The organism is Balneola vulgaris DSM 17893 (assembly GCF_000375465.1).
GTDB classification, from domain to species: Bacteria; Bacteroidota; Rhodothermia; order Balneolales; family Balneolaceae; genus Balneola; species Balneola vulgaris.
Genome location: NZ_AQXH01000001.1, coordinates 340,035 through 355,840, shown reverse-complemented (window position 1 = coordinate 355,840; position 15,806 = coordinate 340,035). Strand labels below are relative to the sequence as shown.

Genomic DNA, 15,806 nt, shown 5'->3' with positions numbered 1-15,806 from the left:
CTAGATATTAAGCCTAATCACAGCTTAAATACATAGCTTAAATAGAAGTCTACACCTGAACCATCTAGCCTAGGAAATAAAGTGTCGCCAGAAGCTTGTTCGTATTCAACATTATAGTATTTAACTCCAGCTGTGAGCAGACCTGTAGGGTAGTTTTCTTCATATTCTAAAATGAAATGAAGCCCACTCGTGTTTTCGTAAACCGTGTTAATGGAGTTTTGAGTGTCATCATTGGAATCCACAACAAGCTTTCCATTCATATATAATCCAACCCCACCACCATAATTAATAAAGGAGTTGTCTTTAATTTTGATGGGTAGCTTAATTTCGGGTAAGAAAGCAACACGTTTAAATGACGCACTTCCGTTTTTAGTAACTGGGGTTAGCTCACTAGTGAGATATTGAACCGACGCACCAACCGTAATGTTTTTTTCTGTTGTATAGTAGATGCCTGAGCCAAAAAAGAGTCCACCACCGGCACTTATAGTTGCTTCATCACCTTTAGGGGTAGTAAGTACTGGATTATTTTGTGAACCCATACCACCACCAAATATTAGTGGAACAGTAAAGCCTGAAATACTCAAAGGTTTCTCAGGGACATTAATTAAAGAGTCGAGAGGAGTAACTTCAACATCTTGAGCAATCAATGAAGGATAAATACAGAATAGAAAGAGGGAACTCAGTAATAGCCGCTTAAATATCATTGCCAGTTTTGGATAAATCGCGTACGCATGTACGTCTATAGATAAATTTTTAAACTGAACGGGTTTACTTCAGACTTAGTACATCATAATTCTTAAATCTTCGGAATGACCCCCGAAAAGTTCGGGGGATAAGTTAAAACTCTGAGCGCTTAAATGAAGGAGCTTTTCGTATTTTTGTTGCTTGTTCAAAAGAGTAAGCGATTTCAATAAGTTGAGGCTCCGACCATGCCTTACCAAAGAATGATATACCTACTGGAAGTCCATCAATAAAGCCCATTGGTACGGTAATATTTGGGTAGCCAGCGCGAGCTGCAGGGGAACTAGATGATGTCCCAAAGTTATCACCATTGGTATGATCAATTTTCCAAGCTGGACCACCTGTAACCCCTATGAAGGCATCAAGATCATGCTCGGCCATTACTTTATCTATTCCATTTTCACGAGAGGCTTTAAGCATATTAGCCCTAGCATTAATGTACTCTTCAGAGTTTAAATCACCTTTATTCTGTGCTTGAATTAGAATGTCGTGGTCAAATTTCATTTCTACTGAATCAGCCAAAGTCTTTTCTATAATCTCCTCTAAGTTAGCAACAGGTGCGTTTTCACCTAGCGATTCGAGATACTTATTAACACCGTCTTTGAATTCATATAGCAGAACATTGTAACTATCTCGACCTGATACATTACCAATTCTGTCAATCTCAACAATGGTGGCTCCTTGTGCTTCTAAAAAACGAATAGTTTGATGCATTAAAGTGTCAGTTTTATGATCACTACCCAAAGAAGGTTTATACAATCCGAGTCTTTTTCCATTTAATGCACCTGTTTTTAGGAAAGGAGTATAATCAGTGTGATACATGCCTTCACTTATGTCGGTATAGCTATCTCTACTGTCAACACCAACCATTGTGCCCAGCATAATGGCTGCATCTGCAACCGTTCTTGCCATAGGACCTGGTGTATCTTGAGTTTCCGAGATAGGTATAATTCCAGATCGACTCAGTAATCCAACTGTTGGTTTAATTCCTACAACACCATTGGCTGAAGCAGGGCATGTGATAGAGCCGTTGGTTTCAGTCCCAATTGCTAACATGGTAAAGTTAGCGGAAACTGATGCACCAGATCCAGCACTTGAACCGCAGGGATTGCGTGTAATATCATATGGGTTGCGAGTTTGCCCACCTAAGCCACTCCATCCAGAGGAAGAATTATTACTATGGAAATTGGCCCATTCACTTAGATTAGCTTTACCAATTATCACAGCACCACTTTCTCGAAGCTTCTCAACTATATAACTGTCTTGAAGGGGCATAGATTTCGCCATAACACGTGCACCGGCAGTATTAGGCATCTTATCTTTGGTATCGATGTTATCTTTCAATACCACTGGAATTCCAAAAAGTGGTCCTTTATTTGCACCATTTTGTAATAGCTCATCTAATGATTTAGCAATATGAATAGCATCAGGATTAATGGTTATGATCGAGTTAATTTTTGGACCGCTTTGATCGTACTGCTCAATGCGCTGGAGGTAAGCTTCAACAACATCTGTTACGGTATATGTGCCATTGTTATAACCATCATGAAGTTCTTGAATTGTAGCATCTTCTAATTTTAGATCATCAAATTTAGATTGAGATGGTTGTACAGAACAGGCAACAGTTAAAAAGAATATCCCCAGTGATATTCGATAGAATGCTTTCATTTTTAGATACTTAGTGCTTAAAAATTTAAAAAAGAATATACAGCACTTTATCAAATTTGAAAGAATGATTCTAATACCAATCTAAGTCCATCATTCCGCCTTTTAAAAAGGCGGGGTGATGGAAGTAGAGTAAAGCCAGAGTAATTTATAACTTGAAAATGTTTCCTCAATTGAACTCCATCAGCCGGGGTACCGACAGATGGATAGGTAGTTTCTAAATCAATCTCACTCCATCATTCCGCCCTGGGTAAATTTACATACAGGGGATAAAATCAAACTTAAGGGATGTTAGTTTATATAGTGCAATTAGGCGGGGTGATGGACTCTGAGCAACGCCTAGTCACATTCAATCTTGAAAATGTTTCCTCAATTGAACTCCATCAGCCGGGGTACCGACAGATGGATAGGTAGTTTCTAAATCAATCTCACTCCATCATTCCGCCCTAGGTAATTTACATACAGGGGATAAAATCAAACTTAAGGGATGTTAGTTTATATAGTGCAATTAGGCGGGGTGATGGAAATTGAGTAAAGCCAGAGTACTTTATAACTTGAAAATGTTTCCTTAACTAAACTCCATCAGCCGGTGTACCGACAGATGGATAGGTAGATTGTTAAAAGCTTGAATTTCCTATTCAAATAACTGTTATTACTAAATGCAATTCTTGCCAAGTCATATCTATCACGTATATAATCAAGGAAATAACAGAACACAGATATTCTTTGATCAATCTGATTATTTATTATTCCTCCAGAAAATGAAAACAGCTTTATTACCTCATTGTTCCATAATTGCATGGTGTTTAATGCCTAACCATTTTCATTGGCTCATATTGATTAATAATGACTATGAAGCAGAGTATGATTGTAATGATAGAACGAAAAAATTAAACCCACTGAACAAGAGTATTGGCAGTTTATTAAGTTCATACACTCAACGAATCAATAGAAAACGAGGTAGATCAGGATCCTTGTTCAGAAAAAGAACTAAAGCCAAATCCCTGAATGATAAGATGAATAAAGATGATGATTATTTGCTGAATTGTTTCCTATACATTCATCAAAATCCAATTAGAGCAGGATTGGTTTCTAAGTACGAAGATTGGGAATTTTCCTCCTATAAAGACTACGCAGGGTTAAGAAATGGGAAACTTTGTGATAAAGACTTGATGTATGGTTTTGCTCAAATACCAAGTTCATTTTTAGAATTTCAAAAGCTGTCTATACAGACTATTCCAGAGTTTTATTATCAAAAAATTTCAAAGCATAGTTGAGTCCATCATTTCGCTTTTAAAAAGGCGGGGTGATGGAAATTGAGTAAGGATGGAGCTCTTTATAACTTGAAAATGTACCCACAATTGAACTCCATCAGCTTGAGAACCGACAGATGGATGGGTAGTTTCTAAATCAACCACAACCGGGGAACCGACTGATGGAGAGGCTAATTAGTAAAGCTCATACTCCAACAATCGGCACTCGATTGTAGAGTTATATAGTTCAATACGTTGACTTGTTCTAAGCCCCACTTTCTTGGCAAGGTCGAAATTACCAGTGAAAACATATCCCCATTTACCAGAACATTCTTGCTTAAAGAAATCACCAATAGTTTTGTATAGATCATAAAGTTCTTGATCATGACCAATACGTTCCCCATAAGGTGGATTAAACACTACCACACCATCACCTTCGGGAATAGGGGTATCTTGAAAGTCACAACGGTGAAATTCAATTAGGTGATCAACACCGGCAGTTTGAGCGTTTTTCTGAGCTGCTTTTATTGCTCTATTATCAATATCGGTAGCAATAATTTTTCCTTTAAAATCTTTATTCGCGCTATGCTTTAAGTCTGAACGTAAGCTGTTCCATTCTCCAACATCAAAGCCAAGAATATGTTTGATTCCATAGTTTGGGCGTAATAAACCTGCGGGTCTTCCAAGCGCCATTAAAGCTGCCTCAATAGCAAGGGTACCACTACCACACATAGGGTTTATAAAATGTTGACCTACTTTCCATTTACTTGCCTGAATAATGGTAGAGGCTAAGGTTTCTTGCATAGGTGCAGTATGATTTCTAACTCTATATCCTCTCCTTGATATCGATTCACCAGAGGTATCTAAATATATACTAGCTTCTGTTCCTTTCCAGAATAAGAACACTACTGTTTTATTTAAATCTGAACCAGAATCGGGTCTACTTCCTGTTTTTTCACGGATTCGATCTACAATGGCATCTTTTACCTTTAAATTGGCAAACTGGGTGTTATTGATGGTCTTATTTTTGATAAACGAAGTAATACTCACATATCCATGCTTATCTATATAATCTTCCCATGGAATAGTAACGAGTTCTTTATGTAGTTCGTCGGCATTATTTGCTGTGAATGTTTTTAGCAAATAGTGAACTCGATGTGCAGTACTTAAGCACAGGTTAAGCTTCATACAATCATGCAAACTTCCCTTTAACTCAACACCAGCATAGCGTTGATGTTGAACGGTAAAACCTAAATCCTCTACTTCTTTCTTAAGGAAAGGAGAGATCATTTTAGGGCAAGTGATAGAAATAGTGGAGGGTTTATGAAAGTCGGCCATAGTAAATTGAGTATAGTATAAAAAAACAGGCTACAACAAATAAATGATGTAGCCTGAGTAATCGATTTAAAACAGGATTATACAATCTCTACTACTTCAATTTGAAAAGTAAGATCTTGACCTGCTAATGGATGGTTCGCATCCAAAGTTACTTTATCGTCTTCAATACCAGTAATTTGTACAGGAATAGCCTGTCCATCAGGTTGGTTTAGTTGAAGCTGCATGCCCACTTGTGGCTCCATTTCAGCTGGTAACTGATCTGCAGTAACTTCAACAATCATTTGTGGATTTGGCTCGCCGTAAGCTTCAGCTGCAGGAATATTTGCAGTTGTTGAATCGCCCACTTCTAATCCTTCAATAGCTTTTTCAAAGCCTGGAATCAATTGTCCTGAGCCCATAGTAAATTCTAAAGGTTCTCTCTGTAAAGAAGAATCAAATACTGATCCGTCGTTTAATTGACCAGTGTAATGAACTTTTACGGTGTCGCCGCTTTTAATTTTTGACAAAACGTTTCTTTCTTTTGGAATTATAATATTGATTAAGACCTTTAAGATAAGGAAAGTATCATACAATATTTGAAACTCTAATCATTAATCATCTAGGGCATGCCTTTAACTATTCCACCTATCAAAGAGGTTCTTAATAATTCTAAAACTATTGCTGTAATTGGATGCTCAGCCAATCCTTACCGAACAAGTAATTACATAGCTAAGTTTATGCAAGAAAGGGGATACGAAGTGATACCGGTTAACCCAGGACATGATGAGATGATTGGGACTAAATGCTATCGTTCTTTAAAAGACATCCCATCTGATGTTCAAATAGACATTATTAATGTGTTTAGGTCATCCGAACATACGGCATCTGTAATGGATGAAGTTAAAGAGTGGAACGCAAAAACAGGTCAAAACCCTGTTGTGTGGACTCAGATGGATGTTTCATCCCCTGAAGCGGAGGAAATTGCGGAAGAAGCAAATATACCCTACATCCCTAACAAATGCATAATGGTAGAGAGGGAAAGAAACTAAAAAAGGAGCATTAGCTCCTTTTATAATCATTATTTCATATTGGTGAATTGAAGAGGGACTCCAAAATCTTTGGACTTCATTAGTCGTATGATTTCTTGAAGGTCATCAATTTTTTTCCCCGTCACTCGTACTTGATCGTCTTGAATCTGAGGCTGAACTTTAAGCTTTGTAGCTTTAATCTCTTTAACGATTTTTTTTGCCGTTTCTCTATCAATTCCTTCTTTGAGAGTGGCATCCATCTTTAAATATCCTTGAGAAGTACCTTCTTCAGTACCAAACTCAAGTACTTTTGAATCAATGCCTCGTTTGATAAAGTTTTTAATCAGCATCTCTTGTACAGCTTTCATCTTCATACTTTCGGCTGCTACAATATGAACTCTATTCTCTTTGCTATGAAAGGTTACTTCAGTATGTAATCCTCTAAAATCGTAGCGAGTACTGATCTCTTTAACGGTATTGTTGATAGCATTATCTACTTCTTGTTGGTTTATTTCGTTAACGATGTCGAATGAAGCCATAACTTGTATTTATTTAGAGTTCTTCAGGGAATATACACACACTAATGCTACTTAGTCATCCTCTGTTTCAAGTTTCTCCATCATTTTTCCATTCAATAACTTTTCCACGCGAACTTGATCGGATGTTGGGATAATAGTTTGATATACCTTGATAGTATCATTCATTTCATATTCTATTTCAATGGTTTCTTCTGATACCCATTTATAACTCGTTAAGGCTTTCCATTCAATCATCTGATCTATAATCACAATTCCTTTCTTTTTGAATTCAGGTACTACACTCAATGTGATAATTAATACTCCCAAAGAAAGAATCGATATTGCAGAGGATACACGAATAGGAGTGATGGGTAATTCGTTAAAAATACCAGTACGTGCAAATGACAGAATAAGTAAAGTAACAGCGAGTAGGGAAGGTATTATATCGGTGACTAAGTTCTTATTTGAATACTCTAGTTTTCCAGCTTTTTGCTTTAGTGAATAGATGTCATAAGCCGCACCAAATAATATCCCACCAATACAGCTATAGGTGTTGGTCAGAATAGCCGCAGCTAGATGATCAGAAATGAACCCTAAATCATTTACTATTCTCATTATTAGTAGTGTAAAACTCGCTCCAATAATAAAGAGAAAGAAGCCACGCGCTGTAATTTGATATAACTTAATAGGACGTTTTTTACCTATCCAAATACTAAGTATAAACACTAAAACACTAGAGATAATAATCCAGATCATTTCTTAAGTTTGAACAAAAATTATAGCATTATGAATGAATCCATTTTTCCAACAGGTATCGAAGTTAGTAACAATGACCAAGTTCTCGAAATTGAATGGAGTGATGGGCTAAAATCAAGTTACCCATTGTTTGGATTACGCCAAAATTGTCCTTGTGTAATGTGTCGAGGAGGACATGCTCACATGAGTGAATTCAATCCAGAGGCCTTTTTTGAAAAACATCCGTCTAAAATTGATATCAAAGACATTCAGCAAGTTGGGAACCATGCCATTCAAATTACTTGGGCCGATGGCCACAATAGCGGAATGTACCGATGGGAGACTTTGAGAATGTTAGACCCTGCAAATTACTCTAAAGACCATAAATCGTAAAAATACTTTACAATCTTTATTTAGATTATTTCTATATAAGCCTTATTTTGGTGCCGAATTAACTATATCACCAAACTAAAAATCATGAAATTTCTACAGTTTTCATTTTTCGCACTTCTATTAGTTATAAGTGCTTGTAACAACCCGAAAGAATTAAATATTTATTCAGCTCGCCACTATGATACCGATCAGGATTTATATGCTGATTTTACTGCTGAAACTGGTATCAAAATTAACTTAATCGAAGGTGGGTCTGATGAACTCATCGAAAGAATTAAGAGTGAGGGTATAAACTCACCAGCTGACATCTTAGTAACCGTTGATGCAGGTAGAATTTGGAGAGCTGAAGAGAATGGCATTCTAGCTTCCGTTGAATCTGAAGTATTAGAAGAAAGAATTCCATCAGCTTTACGTCATCCAGATGGATTATGGTTTGGGATCTCTAAACGAATTCGTGGGATGGTTGTGAATCCTGAGAAAGTAGAAGATCCATCAACACTTACTTACGAAGACTTAGCTTCAGAAGAGTGGAATGGTCGAGTATGTATCCGTTCTTCAAATAATATTTACAACCAATCTTTAGTAGCATCTTTAGTTGAAACCATTGGTGCTGAAGCAACGGAAGAATGGGCGAAAGGCCTTGTTGAAAATATGGCTAGAAATCCTCAGGGTGGAGATCGTGATCAAATTAGAGCGGTTGCAGCAGGTGTATGTGATGTAGCCGTAGTAAATCACTATTACTTTGCTATGATGCTTCAAGGTAATGATGAAGATGATAAGGCTATTGCTGAAAGCTTACAGTTTGTGTTTCCTAACCAAGGTGAGAATGGCCGTGGAGCTCACGTAAACATCAGTGTTGTAGGTGTGCTTGAAAATGCTCCTAATCGTGATGCTGCTGTTAAATTTGTAGAGTACATGACCAATGAAAAAGCACAAGAGTACTTAACTGTTGGTAACAATGAATACCCAATTAATGACAATGCAAACATCAACAGTACACTGGAGAGCTTTGGTAGCTATAAAAGTGATGCTGTTAATGTTTCTGCTTTAGGGCGTAATAACCCAGAAGCTATTCGAATTATGGATAGAGCTGGTTGGCAGTAAACCACTTTTAATAACCTATTGCAAAAGAGAAGCTTAAACGGCTTCTCTTTTTTTTTGCTATAGATTTTTATCTGTTTTACGAGTTTTAGTAATGGTTTTACTAAGTAGTATAACAGGAATTATACCAACCAATACAATGGCAAGAGCTGCTCCAGAGGATTCTCCGAGGCGTTCGTCTGAAGCTAAGCGGTACACCTGAACGGCTAAGGTATCAAAGTTAAATGGCCTAATAATGATGGTAGCAGGTAATTCTTTCATTACATCAACAAATACTAACAGAAAAGCTGATACTAGACTTCCTGATAGTATAGGTATATGAATTTTGCGAAGTATCTGAGTGAAATTATATCCCATGCCTCGTGATGCTTCATCTACATTAGAGGATATTTTTTGAAGACTAGAATGGATTCCATTATAGGATACCGATAGAAAACGCACTACATACGCAAATATCATTGCGAACAGAGTTCCACTTAATAATAAACCAGTAGAGGTTTCAAAATTTGAACGAGCGAATGAATCAATGGTATTATCAAGCCAACCAAAAGGGATAAGAATTCCAACAGCAATTACGGAACCTGGTATCGCATATCCTAAGGCACCAAACTGATTCAAGCCTCTGATTAATTTCGTAGGATTTAATCGCGATGAATATGCCATTAACAAAGCAAGGCTTACAGTAATTACCCCAGCTATAGCGGCTACGCTTAGTGTGTTTAGTGCATAGATTATAAATCTCGTATTTACGGAATCAAGATTATTTAAAAACATGAGTATGAGCAATACTACAGGAAGAATAAAACCAAGTATTACCGGTATGGAGCATAAAACGATGGCAGCATATTTTTTTACTCCATTCAATTCAAATTTTTGAATGCGCTTAAAGCGTGCGGTTACATTAACTTGGTCTTTTATTTTAGATCTTGACCAGCGTTCTACAATTAAGAGCACTATGATAAATAATAATAGAAAACCAGCTAATTGGGCCGCAGTTGGACGTTCTCCTAAACCAAACCAGGTTCGATAAATACCTGTTGTAAATGTTTGCACACCAAAGTACTGAACGGTACCAAAATCATTTAACGTTTCCATTAATGCGAGTGCTAATCCTGCAGCAATTCCAGGGCGTGCCAACGGTAAAGCTACCTTATAAAAACTTTGTGTTGAGCTATAACCCATGATCCTACTTGCTTCGAATAATGAAGTAGATTGGTTTAAAAATGCTGATCTGGCCAACATGTAAACATAAGGGTAGAAGGCTAGTGTCATAATGAGCACAGCGCCCCATACTGAGCGAATTTCTGGGAAAAAATAATCACCAATTTCTAAGCCAAAATTTCCCCTTATAAATGATTGAAAAGTACCTGCAATACCTAAAAAATCAGTATAAATGTAGGCCAATAAATAAGCTGGAATTGAAAAGGGTAGTACCGCAGCCCATTCAAAGTACTTTTGCCCAGGGAAAGAACACATGGTAATAACCCATGCTAACGATACACCAATTAAAATTACTCCTGTTGATACTCCAACGATCAATATGAGTGAATTGATCACATAACTACTAAGTACCGTACTCGCTAAATGACTCCATATTTCACCCGATGAGATGAAAAATGAGGATAGCACAGATAGTATGGGAATGGATACAAGAAGTGCTATAAATCCAGATATAAAAGCCCATTTTTTGGATAAGCTAATATTGCGGGAATAGGATGGAGTTTTGGAGTAATTGCCAGTTAAGTTTTTAAGTGCTTTTAGCATGCCTAAAAATACGAGAATCTTTACTTAGAGCGTAGTCTTAATCCCATATTCTTTACGTAAAACACTTTTTGCAGCGTAGAATCCACTCATGCCATGAACACCGCCTCCTGGAGGGGTAGAAGAGGAACATATATAAAGGTTTTCGACAGGTAGATCGTAAGGATCCCACTTTAATAATGGTCGACCAAAGAGCTGTGAGAGTGTTTGAGCTCCTCCGTTTATATCGCCACCAATATAATTCGGATTATATTTTTGAAACTGAGTGGCTGACATCGAATGTGATTCAATAATAGTATCTCTAAAACCGGGTGCATATCGCTCAATTTGTTTAATAATAGCCTCTTTCATATCAGTTTTACTTCCATTGGGTACGTGGCAATAACTCCATAAAACATGTTTGCCTTCAGGGGCTCTACTGGGATCAGAAGCAGTTGGTTGTGCGATTAACACATAAGGGTTATCTGGGTGAATGGCATTCCATACTTCCCGTTCAGCTTTTGCAAGTTCATTAAAAGTACCTCCTAAGTGAAGAGTACCTGCTTTTTTACACTCTTCGTTCACCCAAGGAACAGGTTCAGAAAGCGCAAAATCTACTTTGAATGCACCTGGTCCATATACATAATCACCTAATTTTTTCTTGGTAGATGATGGAAGTTTATCTTCAACAATATCTACTATTTGATGTGGAGTAAGGTCAAAGAGAATTGGTTTTCCTTCCGGCAATTCATGAATGGATGTTATAGGTCTATTTAACTCAACTTCGCCTCCTAAGCTTAGAAAATGAGCCTGTAACGCATTGGTAATAGATTGTGAACCACCTTTTGCAATGGGCCAACCAACAGTGTGCACAGAGGTTCCTAATATTAAACCAAATGAAGCCGTAAATGCTTTTTCTAATGGAATGATGCTGTGAGCAGCTAAACCTGCGAAATAAGCTTTAGTGCGTTCATTTTTGAAAAAACTATCCGCTATAATTTTAGCTGAAAACATACCATACCACCCAAAGCGTGCCATAGTAAGTGGGTGCGATGGTATTCTTAAATTTGAGAACACATCTGAAGAGAGTTTATCCCAAGAGTTTATAAATCCTTGGAAGAGGCTTTTATAACCTTTTGCATCTTTGCCTAAGCGAGCTAAAGTGTTCTCAAATGATTTTTCAATGATAACCGCATCCCCATTATCCAAGGGATGAGCAACACCAATCTCTGGTTGAATCCACTCTAAGCCGTGTTTTGCTAAGGGTAATTTATTGAAGATAGGCGAGCCAGCTGCTGTAGGGTGTACGGCTGAACATATATCGTGTAAAAAACCTGCTGAGGTTATTTCCTTAGTTCGCGTACCTCCACCAATAGTATCTTTGGCTTCAATGATTTTTACTTTTAATCCTTGTTCAGCTAAAGTAATAGCAGAAGAAAAGCCATTGGGACCTGATCCTATAACAAATGCATCAAAATAAGAATCGGCTTTACTCAAATCAGTGGGTGCCTAATGTTTTATTCTCAGACTTTAAAAGGGCATTATATATATTCAATAGTCCACCTGAGGCTGATAAACTTCCGAAAGGTACGGCCTCATCAGTACCAGGCTTATAAACAATTCGATTAGAATGATTTGTAGCGCTACTGATCAGTAATTGCTTTACCTCTTGAGCACTTAATTCAGGGTAATATGCCATTATAAGTGCTGCAGCCCCCGCTACCACTGGACTAGCCATACTTGTACCGTCTTCTGCTTTGTAAGTATTCTCAGGGTAAGTTGAGTATATAGATACACCAGGCGCGAATATATCAACTCGATTGCCGTAATTTGTGAAAGAGGACGCTAGGAGAGAATCACCTTCCCAAGAGGATGCTCCAACTGTGATGTAGTTTTGCATACTACCACCTTCTGTATAAAACTTGTTAGGAAAGTTGTTTGTAGAGTCAATGTTCGCACCTGAATTTCCTGCTGCATGAACAACAAGTACGCCTTGTTCGTCCGCAAACTTTAACGCTTCATCAACATAAAATTTACGGGGCGAATAATCTTTTCCGAAACTCATATTGATAATGTCAGCCCCGTTTTCAACGGCATACCGGATAGCATTACCAACATCTTTATCTCGCTCATCACCATCTGGAACGGCACGTAATACCATAATCGAAACATGGTTCGCAACACCATTCATGCCTTTATTGTTATTTCTTACGGCCCCAATAATTCCAGCTACATGAGTACCATGATTACTTCTAGGACCTTTAACATCATTATTACCGTAATATCGGTTCGATAAATCTGAAAAATCATCACCTACAATATGCCGAGGGTCAAAATCTGTGTTATAGGCATAGTTATACATTTTATCGAAGTGATTATAAGCTTCTTCAATATCCTCTTCCTTTACACCATTGCTTTTAAAATACATGAACATCTGCTTCGCTTGTTGTTCATAGGCATTATCTGAAGGGGAGGGCTTTAATTTGTCAACTGAAATAGAATCAATTGAAGACACACCAAGCACACTTTTTGCACCCTCTAAAGCTTGCTTAACTTGTACTAAATTATTGTAGTTTTGCTTGGCTTCTAAACGGTTTTTTTCTAATTCAGCCTTTACTTCCTCATATAAGGCAAATTCTTCTGAATCCTTTTTAGATACAATTACAAAGTCGTCATCTTTAAATTTTTCATGAAGCCTATTATATATGCGGGTTACTTCGTAGGTATCTTTATTTACATGACTCCCATCTTTACCACCAATGAAATTCCACCCATGGATGTCATCAACGTAACCGTTATCGTCATCATCTATGCCGTTTCCAGCAATCTCATCTTCATTTATCCAAATATTCGCACTTAAATCTTCGTGTTCAATATCTACGCCAGAGTCAATGACCGCTACAACAACTTTTTTCTTCGGGCTTTTATTGACTAATAATTCGGAATAAGCTTTTTCTGAACCAATTCCTTCAAAACCATTTTTACTGTTAGGATCTGTGTGATGCCAGTTTTCTGTGGCTTCATTTACCGTAATTTCTACAACCGGTTCAGTTGATCTATTTTCAGAAGTGTTTGAAGGGTTTCTTTTTACCGTGTTTTGACTAGAAGAACAACCGATTACTAAAATTAGAGCAATCAGTGAGATATAATTTTTGAACATATCTGTTAGTTAAGCAATTTGTTAGTCGACGACCTCTGTAGATGTACTCTTTTTTTGATAGTGAAATAAAAGAGTATCGACTCCAAAAGTAATCGAAATTATTACTACCAACAACAAAAGGCTACCAATTGGTTTCCAAATAATAAAACCACCTAAAGTTCCTAATACGGCCCCTAAATATTGAATGTATTGCAGTTGATCGTTACTGGCGTTTTTTATCAATCGCTCAAGTCTTTTTTCGTCGTATTCACGAAGATTATCTTCAACTAAGGCATGAACATCTAATTGATTTACAAGTTTATATAGTAAAGTGGTTACAAGATCCTCAATGGTGTCGCTATGTCGATTAATTTTATCTGGTAACTCATCCAAGAATTCGTCCATTTTATCTAAACCTTTTTCAACTCCGCCTGGTAACTTAGTGAGTGCGTCCTCAACCAAATCTTGCATTTCCTGACCTTTCAAAAATGAATAGGCCTTCAAAGCTACCTTTTCAAAGGTGTTTTCTTCTATGTTATCCTCAATTTGCCTCATTATAGATTTTGCTATCGTAGCTCTAACCTCAGGCTGTGCTACCATTTCGTCTACATAGTTAACGGCTAAGGCTTTTAATTCCGTCCTAAAGTCTGGGTCATCAATTACTTGCCGGATATATTCAGTTGCTTGCTCACGGTATTTGGCAATGGCATTCGACTCATGAATCTTACGCTTAATGATCTCTGGGTTGATTAAATCTTCACTTACAGCGGCTGCAAGTCGATATGAGATACGATCTTTTTGAGCAGGAATCAGGCCTTGACCAAATATCGGTCTTCTTTTATTGGGCCTAAATAACATGGTAATGGCAAGCCAATTTGTTAAAAAGCCAATCAATCCACTAATGCTCAATATCCTCATGAGTCCTTCAAATTCAATTAAGAAGCCAAATACTTCTGTTTGAAGTCCATCAAAATCCCAATAAAATGAAAAGCTAAATGTAATTACTAAAAGTACAGGGAAGAGAAAGAGTAGTTTTAGAAGATACTTATGTTCTGACTCTTTTTTGGGAAGGGGAGTTCGAGTTACTTTTTGTTGATCGGAATCTGACTGATTATCGATCTGTTTTTGAATAAGTGACCAAAGTTGTTTTCCGTATTCTTTGGATCGGTCTTTTATAATACTTTTGTTTTGTTCTGCCATGCTAAAGATAATTTTATGGCCACTACGAGAGAATCAGATATGGGTTACTTTAAAATCAAAGATAAATACAGATTTTCAAGTTCAGTCATCTTGGCTTTTTCTGAATCGGTTTGGTCATCATAACCACATAAATGCAATAATCCATGCGCCAATATACGATAGGTTTCTGTTGTTTTATCTTCACCGAATTCATCGGCTTGTTCAATAATTCGAGGTAAACAGCAGTATAAAGTTCCTTCTATGCCTTCATTGTCGTAGGAGTCATCATCATACCTGAAGGAAATGATATCGGTAATATAATCTCGGCTTAAAAACTCTTTATTGATACGAACTATTTCTTGTTCATCAACATAGGCTACTTCAACCGATTCAAAGAGTATTTCTTCACCTTTTTGAATTGCTTCTAATAATTTAAAAGCCGTATTCTCGCTTATTGGCAGCGCTAGTTCGGTAGTATTAAATATTTGCAGGTTGTGGGATGTAGGCACGGCTTACATTAAAAGCTGAAGTCATCATCCATAGATTCTGTAAGTGACAATGCAATACCGCACATCATCAAATCTTCCGGAAGTTGAGTGAAATCTCCAGTTAATAAGGCTTCATCAACATTAGCATATAGAGAACATCCAGCCGCTTTCTCAACGATTAAGCCAGAGGTTTTATCTCCTGATTTCCCAAAAAAGGTTACCTGTTGAAGGATGTCACTTGCCACGAATGCAGTACAATTATGTAGCTGTAGGAATGTATTATAAGCGTATACCGACACCATATTCATTTCTTCGCCATTTACATCAAGACCAAGGTGAATCTCTAGCGCTAGCTTACGATTTTCTTCTTCATTTTTAACTTCAATACGGTATACGTCTTTACCTAATGGTTTTGGCTCTGCGCCTAGTACTTTACCGATTGTGGATATGTTTTCTGCTGTAAATTGGTGAATCATAATGGTCTAATATTAGCTCCCGGCAATATACGA

At 37.3% G+C, this 15,806-nt stretch carries 16 protein-coding genes; 4 read left to right on the top strand and 12 right to left on the bottom strand.

Going from position 1 to position 15,806, the window contains the following annotated elements:
- Window positions 1-17: 17 nt before the first annotated feature.
- Both B155_RS0101650 and B155_RS0101645 read right to left on the bottom strand, forming a co-directional pair.
- Window positions 18-704 (bottom strand): hypothetical protein, encoded by a 687-nt coding sequence (locus tag B155_RS0101650; RefSeq protein ID WP_157464696.1) that lies wholly within the window; start codon window positions 702-704, stop codon window positions 18-20.
- A gap of 133 nt (window positions 705-837) precedes the next feature.
- Complete coding sequence (locus B155_RS0101645) at window positions 838-2,409, bottom strand: amidase (protein WP_018126493.1); 1,572 nt, start codon at window positions 2,407-2,409, stop codon at window positions 838-840.
- A gap of 806 nt (window positions 2,410-3,215) precedes the next feature.
- Between B155_RS0101645 and B155_RS12735 the strand changes: the two genes are divergently transcribed.
- A complete protein-coding gene (locus B155_RS12735; protein ID WP_240386234.1) occupies window positions 3,216-3,683 on the top strand; it encodes a hypothetical protein in 468 nt (155 codons plus the stop codon).
- Between the two features lie 171 nt (window positions 3,684-3,854).
- Here the strand turns inward: B155_RS12735 and B155_RS0101635 are convergent, their stop codons facing one another.
- Window positions 3,855-4,997, bottom strand: a complete 1,143-nt coding sequence (locus B155_RS0101635) for a THUMP domain-containing class I SAM-dependent RNA methyltransferase (RefSeq protein WP_018126491.1) — start codon at window positions 4,995-4,997, stop codon at window positions 3,855-3,857.
- A gap of 77 nt (window positions 4,998-5,074) precedes the next feature.
- Window positions 5,075-5,503: an FKBP-type peptidyl-prolyl cis-trans isomerase gene (locus tag B155_RS0101630; RefSeq protein WP_026167134.1), complete on the bottom strand. Its 429-nt coding sequence runs from the start codon at window positions 5,501-5,503 to the stop codon at window positions 5,075-5,077.
- A gap of 99 nt (window positions 5,504-5,602) precedes the next feature.
- On the opposite strand from B155_RS0101630, the gene B155_RS0101625 reads away from it, so the two are divergent.
- Window positions 5,603-6,025 (top strand): CoA-binding protein, encoded by a 423-nt coding sequence (locus B155_RS0101625; RefSeq protein WP_018126489.1) that lies wholly within the window; start codon window positions 5,603-5,605, stop codon window positions 6,023-6,025.
- Window positions 6,026-6,054: 29 nt separating this feature from the next.
- On the opposite strand, the gene B155_RS0101620 is transcribed toward B155_RS0101625, so the two are convergent.
- Window positions 6,055-6,543, bottom strand: a complete 489-nt coding sequence (locus B155_RS0101620) for a YajQ family cyclic di-GMP-binding protein (protein WP_018126488.1) — start codon at window positions 6,541-6,543, stop codon at window positions 6,055-6,057.
- Window positions 6,544-6,594: 51 nt separating this feature from the next.
- Window positions 6,595-7,278: a hypothetical protein gene (locus B155_RS0101615; RefSeq protein WP_018126487.1), complete on the bottom strand. Its 684-nt coding sequence runs from the start codon at window positions 7,276-7,278 to the stop codon at window positions 6,595-6,597.
- Window positions 7,279-7,308: 30 nt separating this feature from the next.
- On the opposite strand from B155_RS0101615, the gene B155_RS0101610 reads away from it, so the two are divergent.
- Together B155_RS0101610 and B155_RS0101605 are read left to right on the top strand one after the other, a co-directional pair.
- On the top strand, window positions 7,309-7,650 hold the full coding sequence (locus B155_RS0101610; protein ID WP_018126486.1) for a DUF971 domain-containing protein: 342 nt from the start codon (window positions 7,309-7,311) through the stop codon (window positions 7,648-7,650).
- Window positions 7,651-7,734: 84 nt separating this feature from the next.
- A complete protein-coding gene (locus B155_RS0101605) occupies window positions 7,735-8,754 on the top strand; it encodes a Fe(3+) ABC transporter substrate-binding protein (protein ID WP_018126485.1) in 1,020 nt (339 codons plus the stop codon).
- Window positions 8,755-8,811: 57 nt separating this feature from the next.
- Here the strand turns inward: B155_RS0101605 and B155_RS0101600 are convergent, their stop codons facing one another.
- The 6 genes from B155_RS0101600 to B155_RS0101575 are packed head-to-tail and all read right to left on the bottom strand — an operon-like array spanning window position 8,812 to window position 15,773.
- Window positions 8,812-10,515: an ABC transporter permease gene (locus B155_RS0101600; protein WP_018126484.1), complete on the bottom strand. Its 1,704-nt coding sequence runs from the start codon at window positions 10,513-10,515 to the stop codon at window positions 8,812-8,814.
- A 24-nt stretch (window positions 10,516-10,539) separates the two neighbouring features.
- Complete coding sequence (locus B155_RS0101595; protein WP_018126483.1) at window positions 10,540-11,988, bottom strand: phytoene desaturase family protein; 1,449 nt, start codon at window positions 11,986-11,988, stop codon at window positions 10,540-10,542.
- 1 nt (window position 11,989) lies between these two features.
- On the bottom strand, window positions 11,990-13,651 hold the full coding sequence (locus tag B155_RS0101590) for a S8 family serine peptidase (protein WP_018126482.1): 1,662 nt from the start codon (window positions 13,649-13,651) through the stop codon (window positions 11,990-11,992).
- 21 nt (window positions 13,652-13,672) lie between these two features.
- The gene (locus tag B155_RS0101585; protein ID WP_018126481.1) at window positions 13,673-14,830 is read right to left on the bottom strand and encodes a DUF445 domain-containing protein; all 1,158 of its coding nucleotides are present in this window, start codon (window positions 14,828-14,830) and stop codon (window positions 13,673-13,675) included.
- Window positions 14,831-14,874: 44 nt separating this feature from the next.
- Window positions 14,875-15,318, bottom strand: coding sequence for an rRNA maturation RNase YbeY (gene ybeY, locus B155_RS0101580; protein WP_018126480.1), 444 nt, complete (start codon window positions 15,316-15,318; stop codon window positions 14,875-14,877).
- Window positions 15,319-15,326: 8 nt separating this feature from the next.
- Window positions 15,327-15,773, bottom strand: a complete 447-nt coding sequence (locus tag B155_RS0101575; RefSeq protein WP_018126479.1) for a hypothetical protein — start codon at window positions 15,771-15,773, stop codon at window positions 15,327-15,329.
- Window positions 15,774-15,806 lie beyond the last annotated feature (33 nt).

Excerpts from the sequence above, each read along its gene's own strand:
- B155_RS0101585 (WP_018126481.1), bottom strand. The coding sequence starts at position 14,830 with ATGGCAGAACAAAACAAAAGTATTATAAAAGACCGATCCAAAGAATAC.
- B155_RS0101645 (WP_018126493.1), bottom strand. The coding sequence starts at position 2,409 with ATGAAAGCATTCTATCGAATATCACTGGGGATATTCTTTTTAACTGTT.
- B155_RS12735 (WP_240386234.1), top strand. The coding sequence starts at position 3,216 with ATGCCTAACCATTTTCATTGGCTCATATTGATTAATAATGACTATGAA.
- B155_RS0101635 (WP_018126491.1), bottom strand. The coding sequence starts at position 4,997 with ATGGCCGACTTTCATAAACCCTCCACTATTTCTATCACTTGCCCTAAA.
- B155_RS0101610 (WP_018126486.1), top strand. The coding sequence starts at position 7,309 with ATGAATGAATCCATTTTTCCAACAGGTATCGAAGTTAGTAACAATGAC.
- B155_RS0101605 (WP_018126485.1), top strand. The coding sequence starts at position 7,735 with ATGAAATTTCTACAGTTTTCATTTTTCGCACTTCTATTAGTTATAAGT.
- B155_RS0101600 (WP_018126484.1), bottom strand. The coding sequence starts at position 10,515 with ATGCTAAAAGCACTTAAAAACTTAACTGGCAATTACTCCAAAACTCCA.
- B155_RS0101575 (WP_018126479.1), bottom strand. The coding sequence starts at position 15,773 with ATGATTCACCAATTTACAGCAGAAAACATATCCACAATCGGTAAAGTA.
- B155_RS0101620 (WP_018126488.1), bottom strand. The coding sequence starts at position 6,543 with ATGGCTTCATTCGACATCGTTAACGAAATAAACCAACAAGAAGTAGAT.
- B155_RS0101590 (WP_018126482.1), bottom strand. The coding sequence starts at position 13,651 with ATGTTCAAAAATTATATCTCACTGATTGCTCTAATTTTAGTAATCGGT.
- B155_RS0101650 (WP_157464696.1), bottom strand. The coding sequence starts at position 704 with ATGATATTTAAGCGGCTATTACTGAGTTCCCTCTTTCTATTCTGTATT.
- B155_RS0101615 (WP_018126487.1), bottom strand. The coding sequence starts at position 7,278 with ATGATCTGGATTATTATCTCTAGTGTTTTAGTGTTTATACTTAGTATT.
- B155_RS0101625 (WP_018126489.1), top strand. The coding sequence starts at position 5,603 with ATGCCTTTAACTATTCCACCTATCAAAGAGGTTCTTAATAATTCTAAA.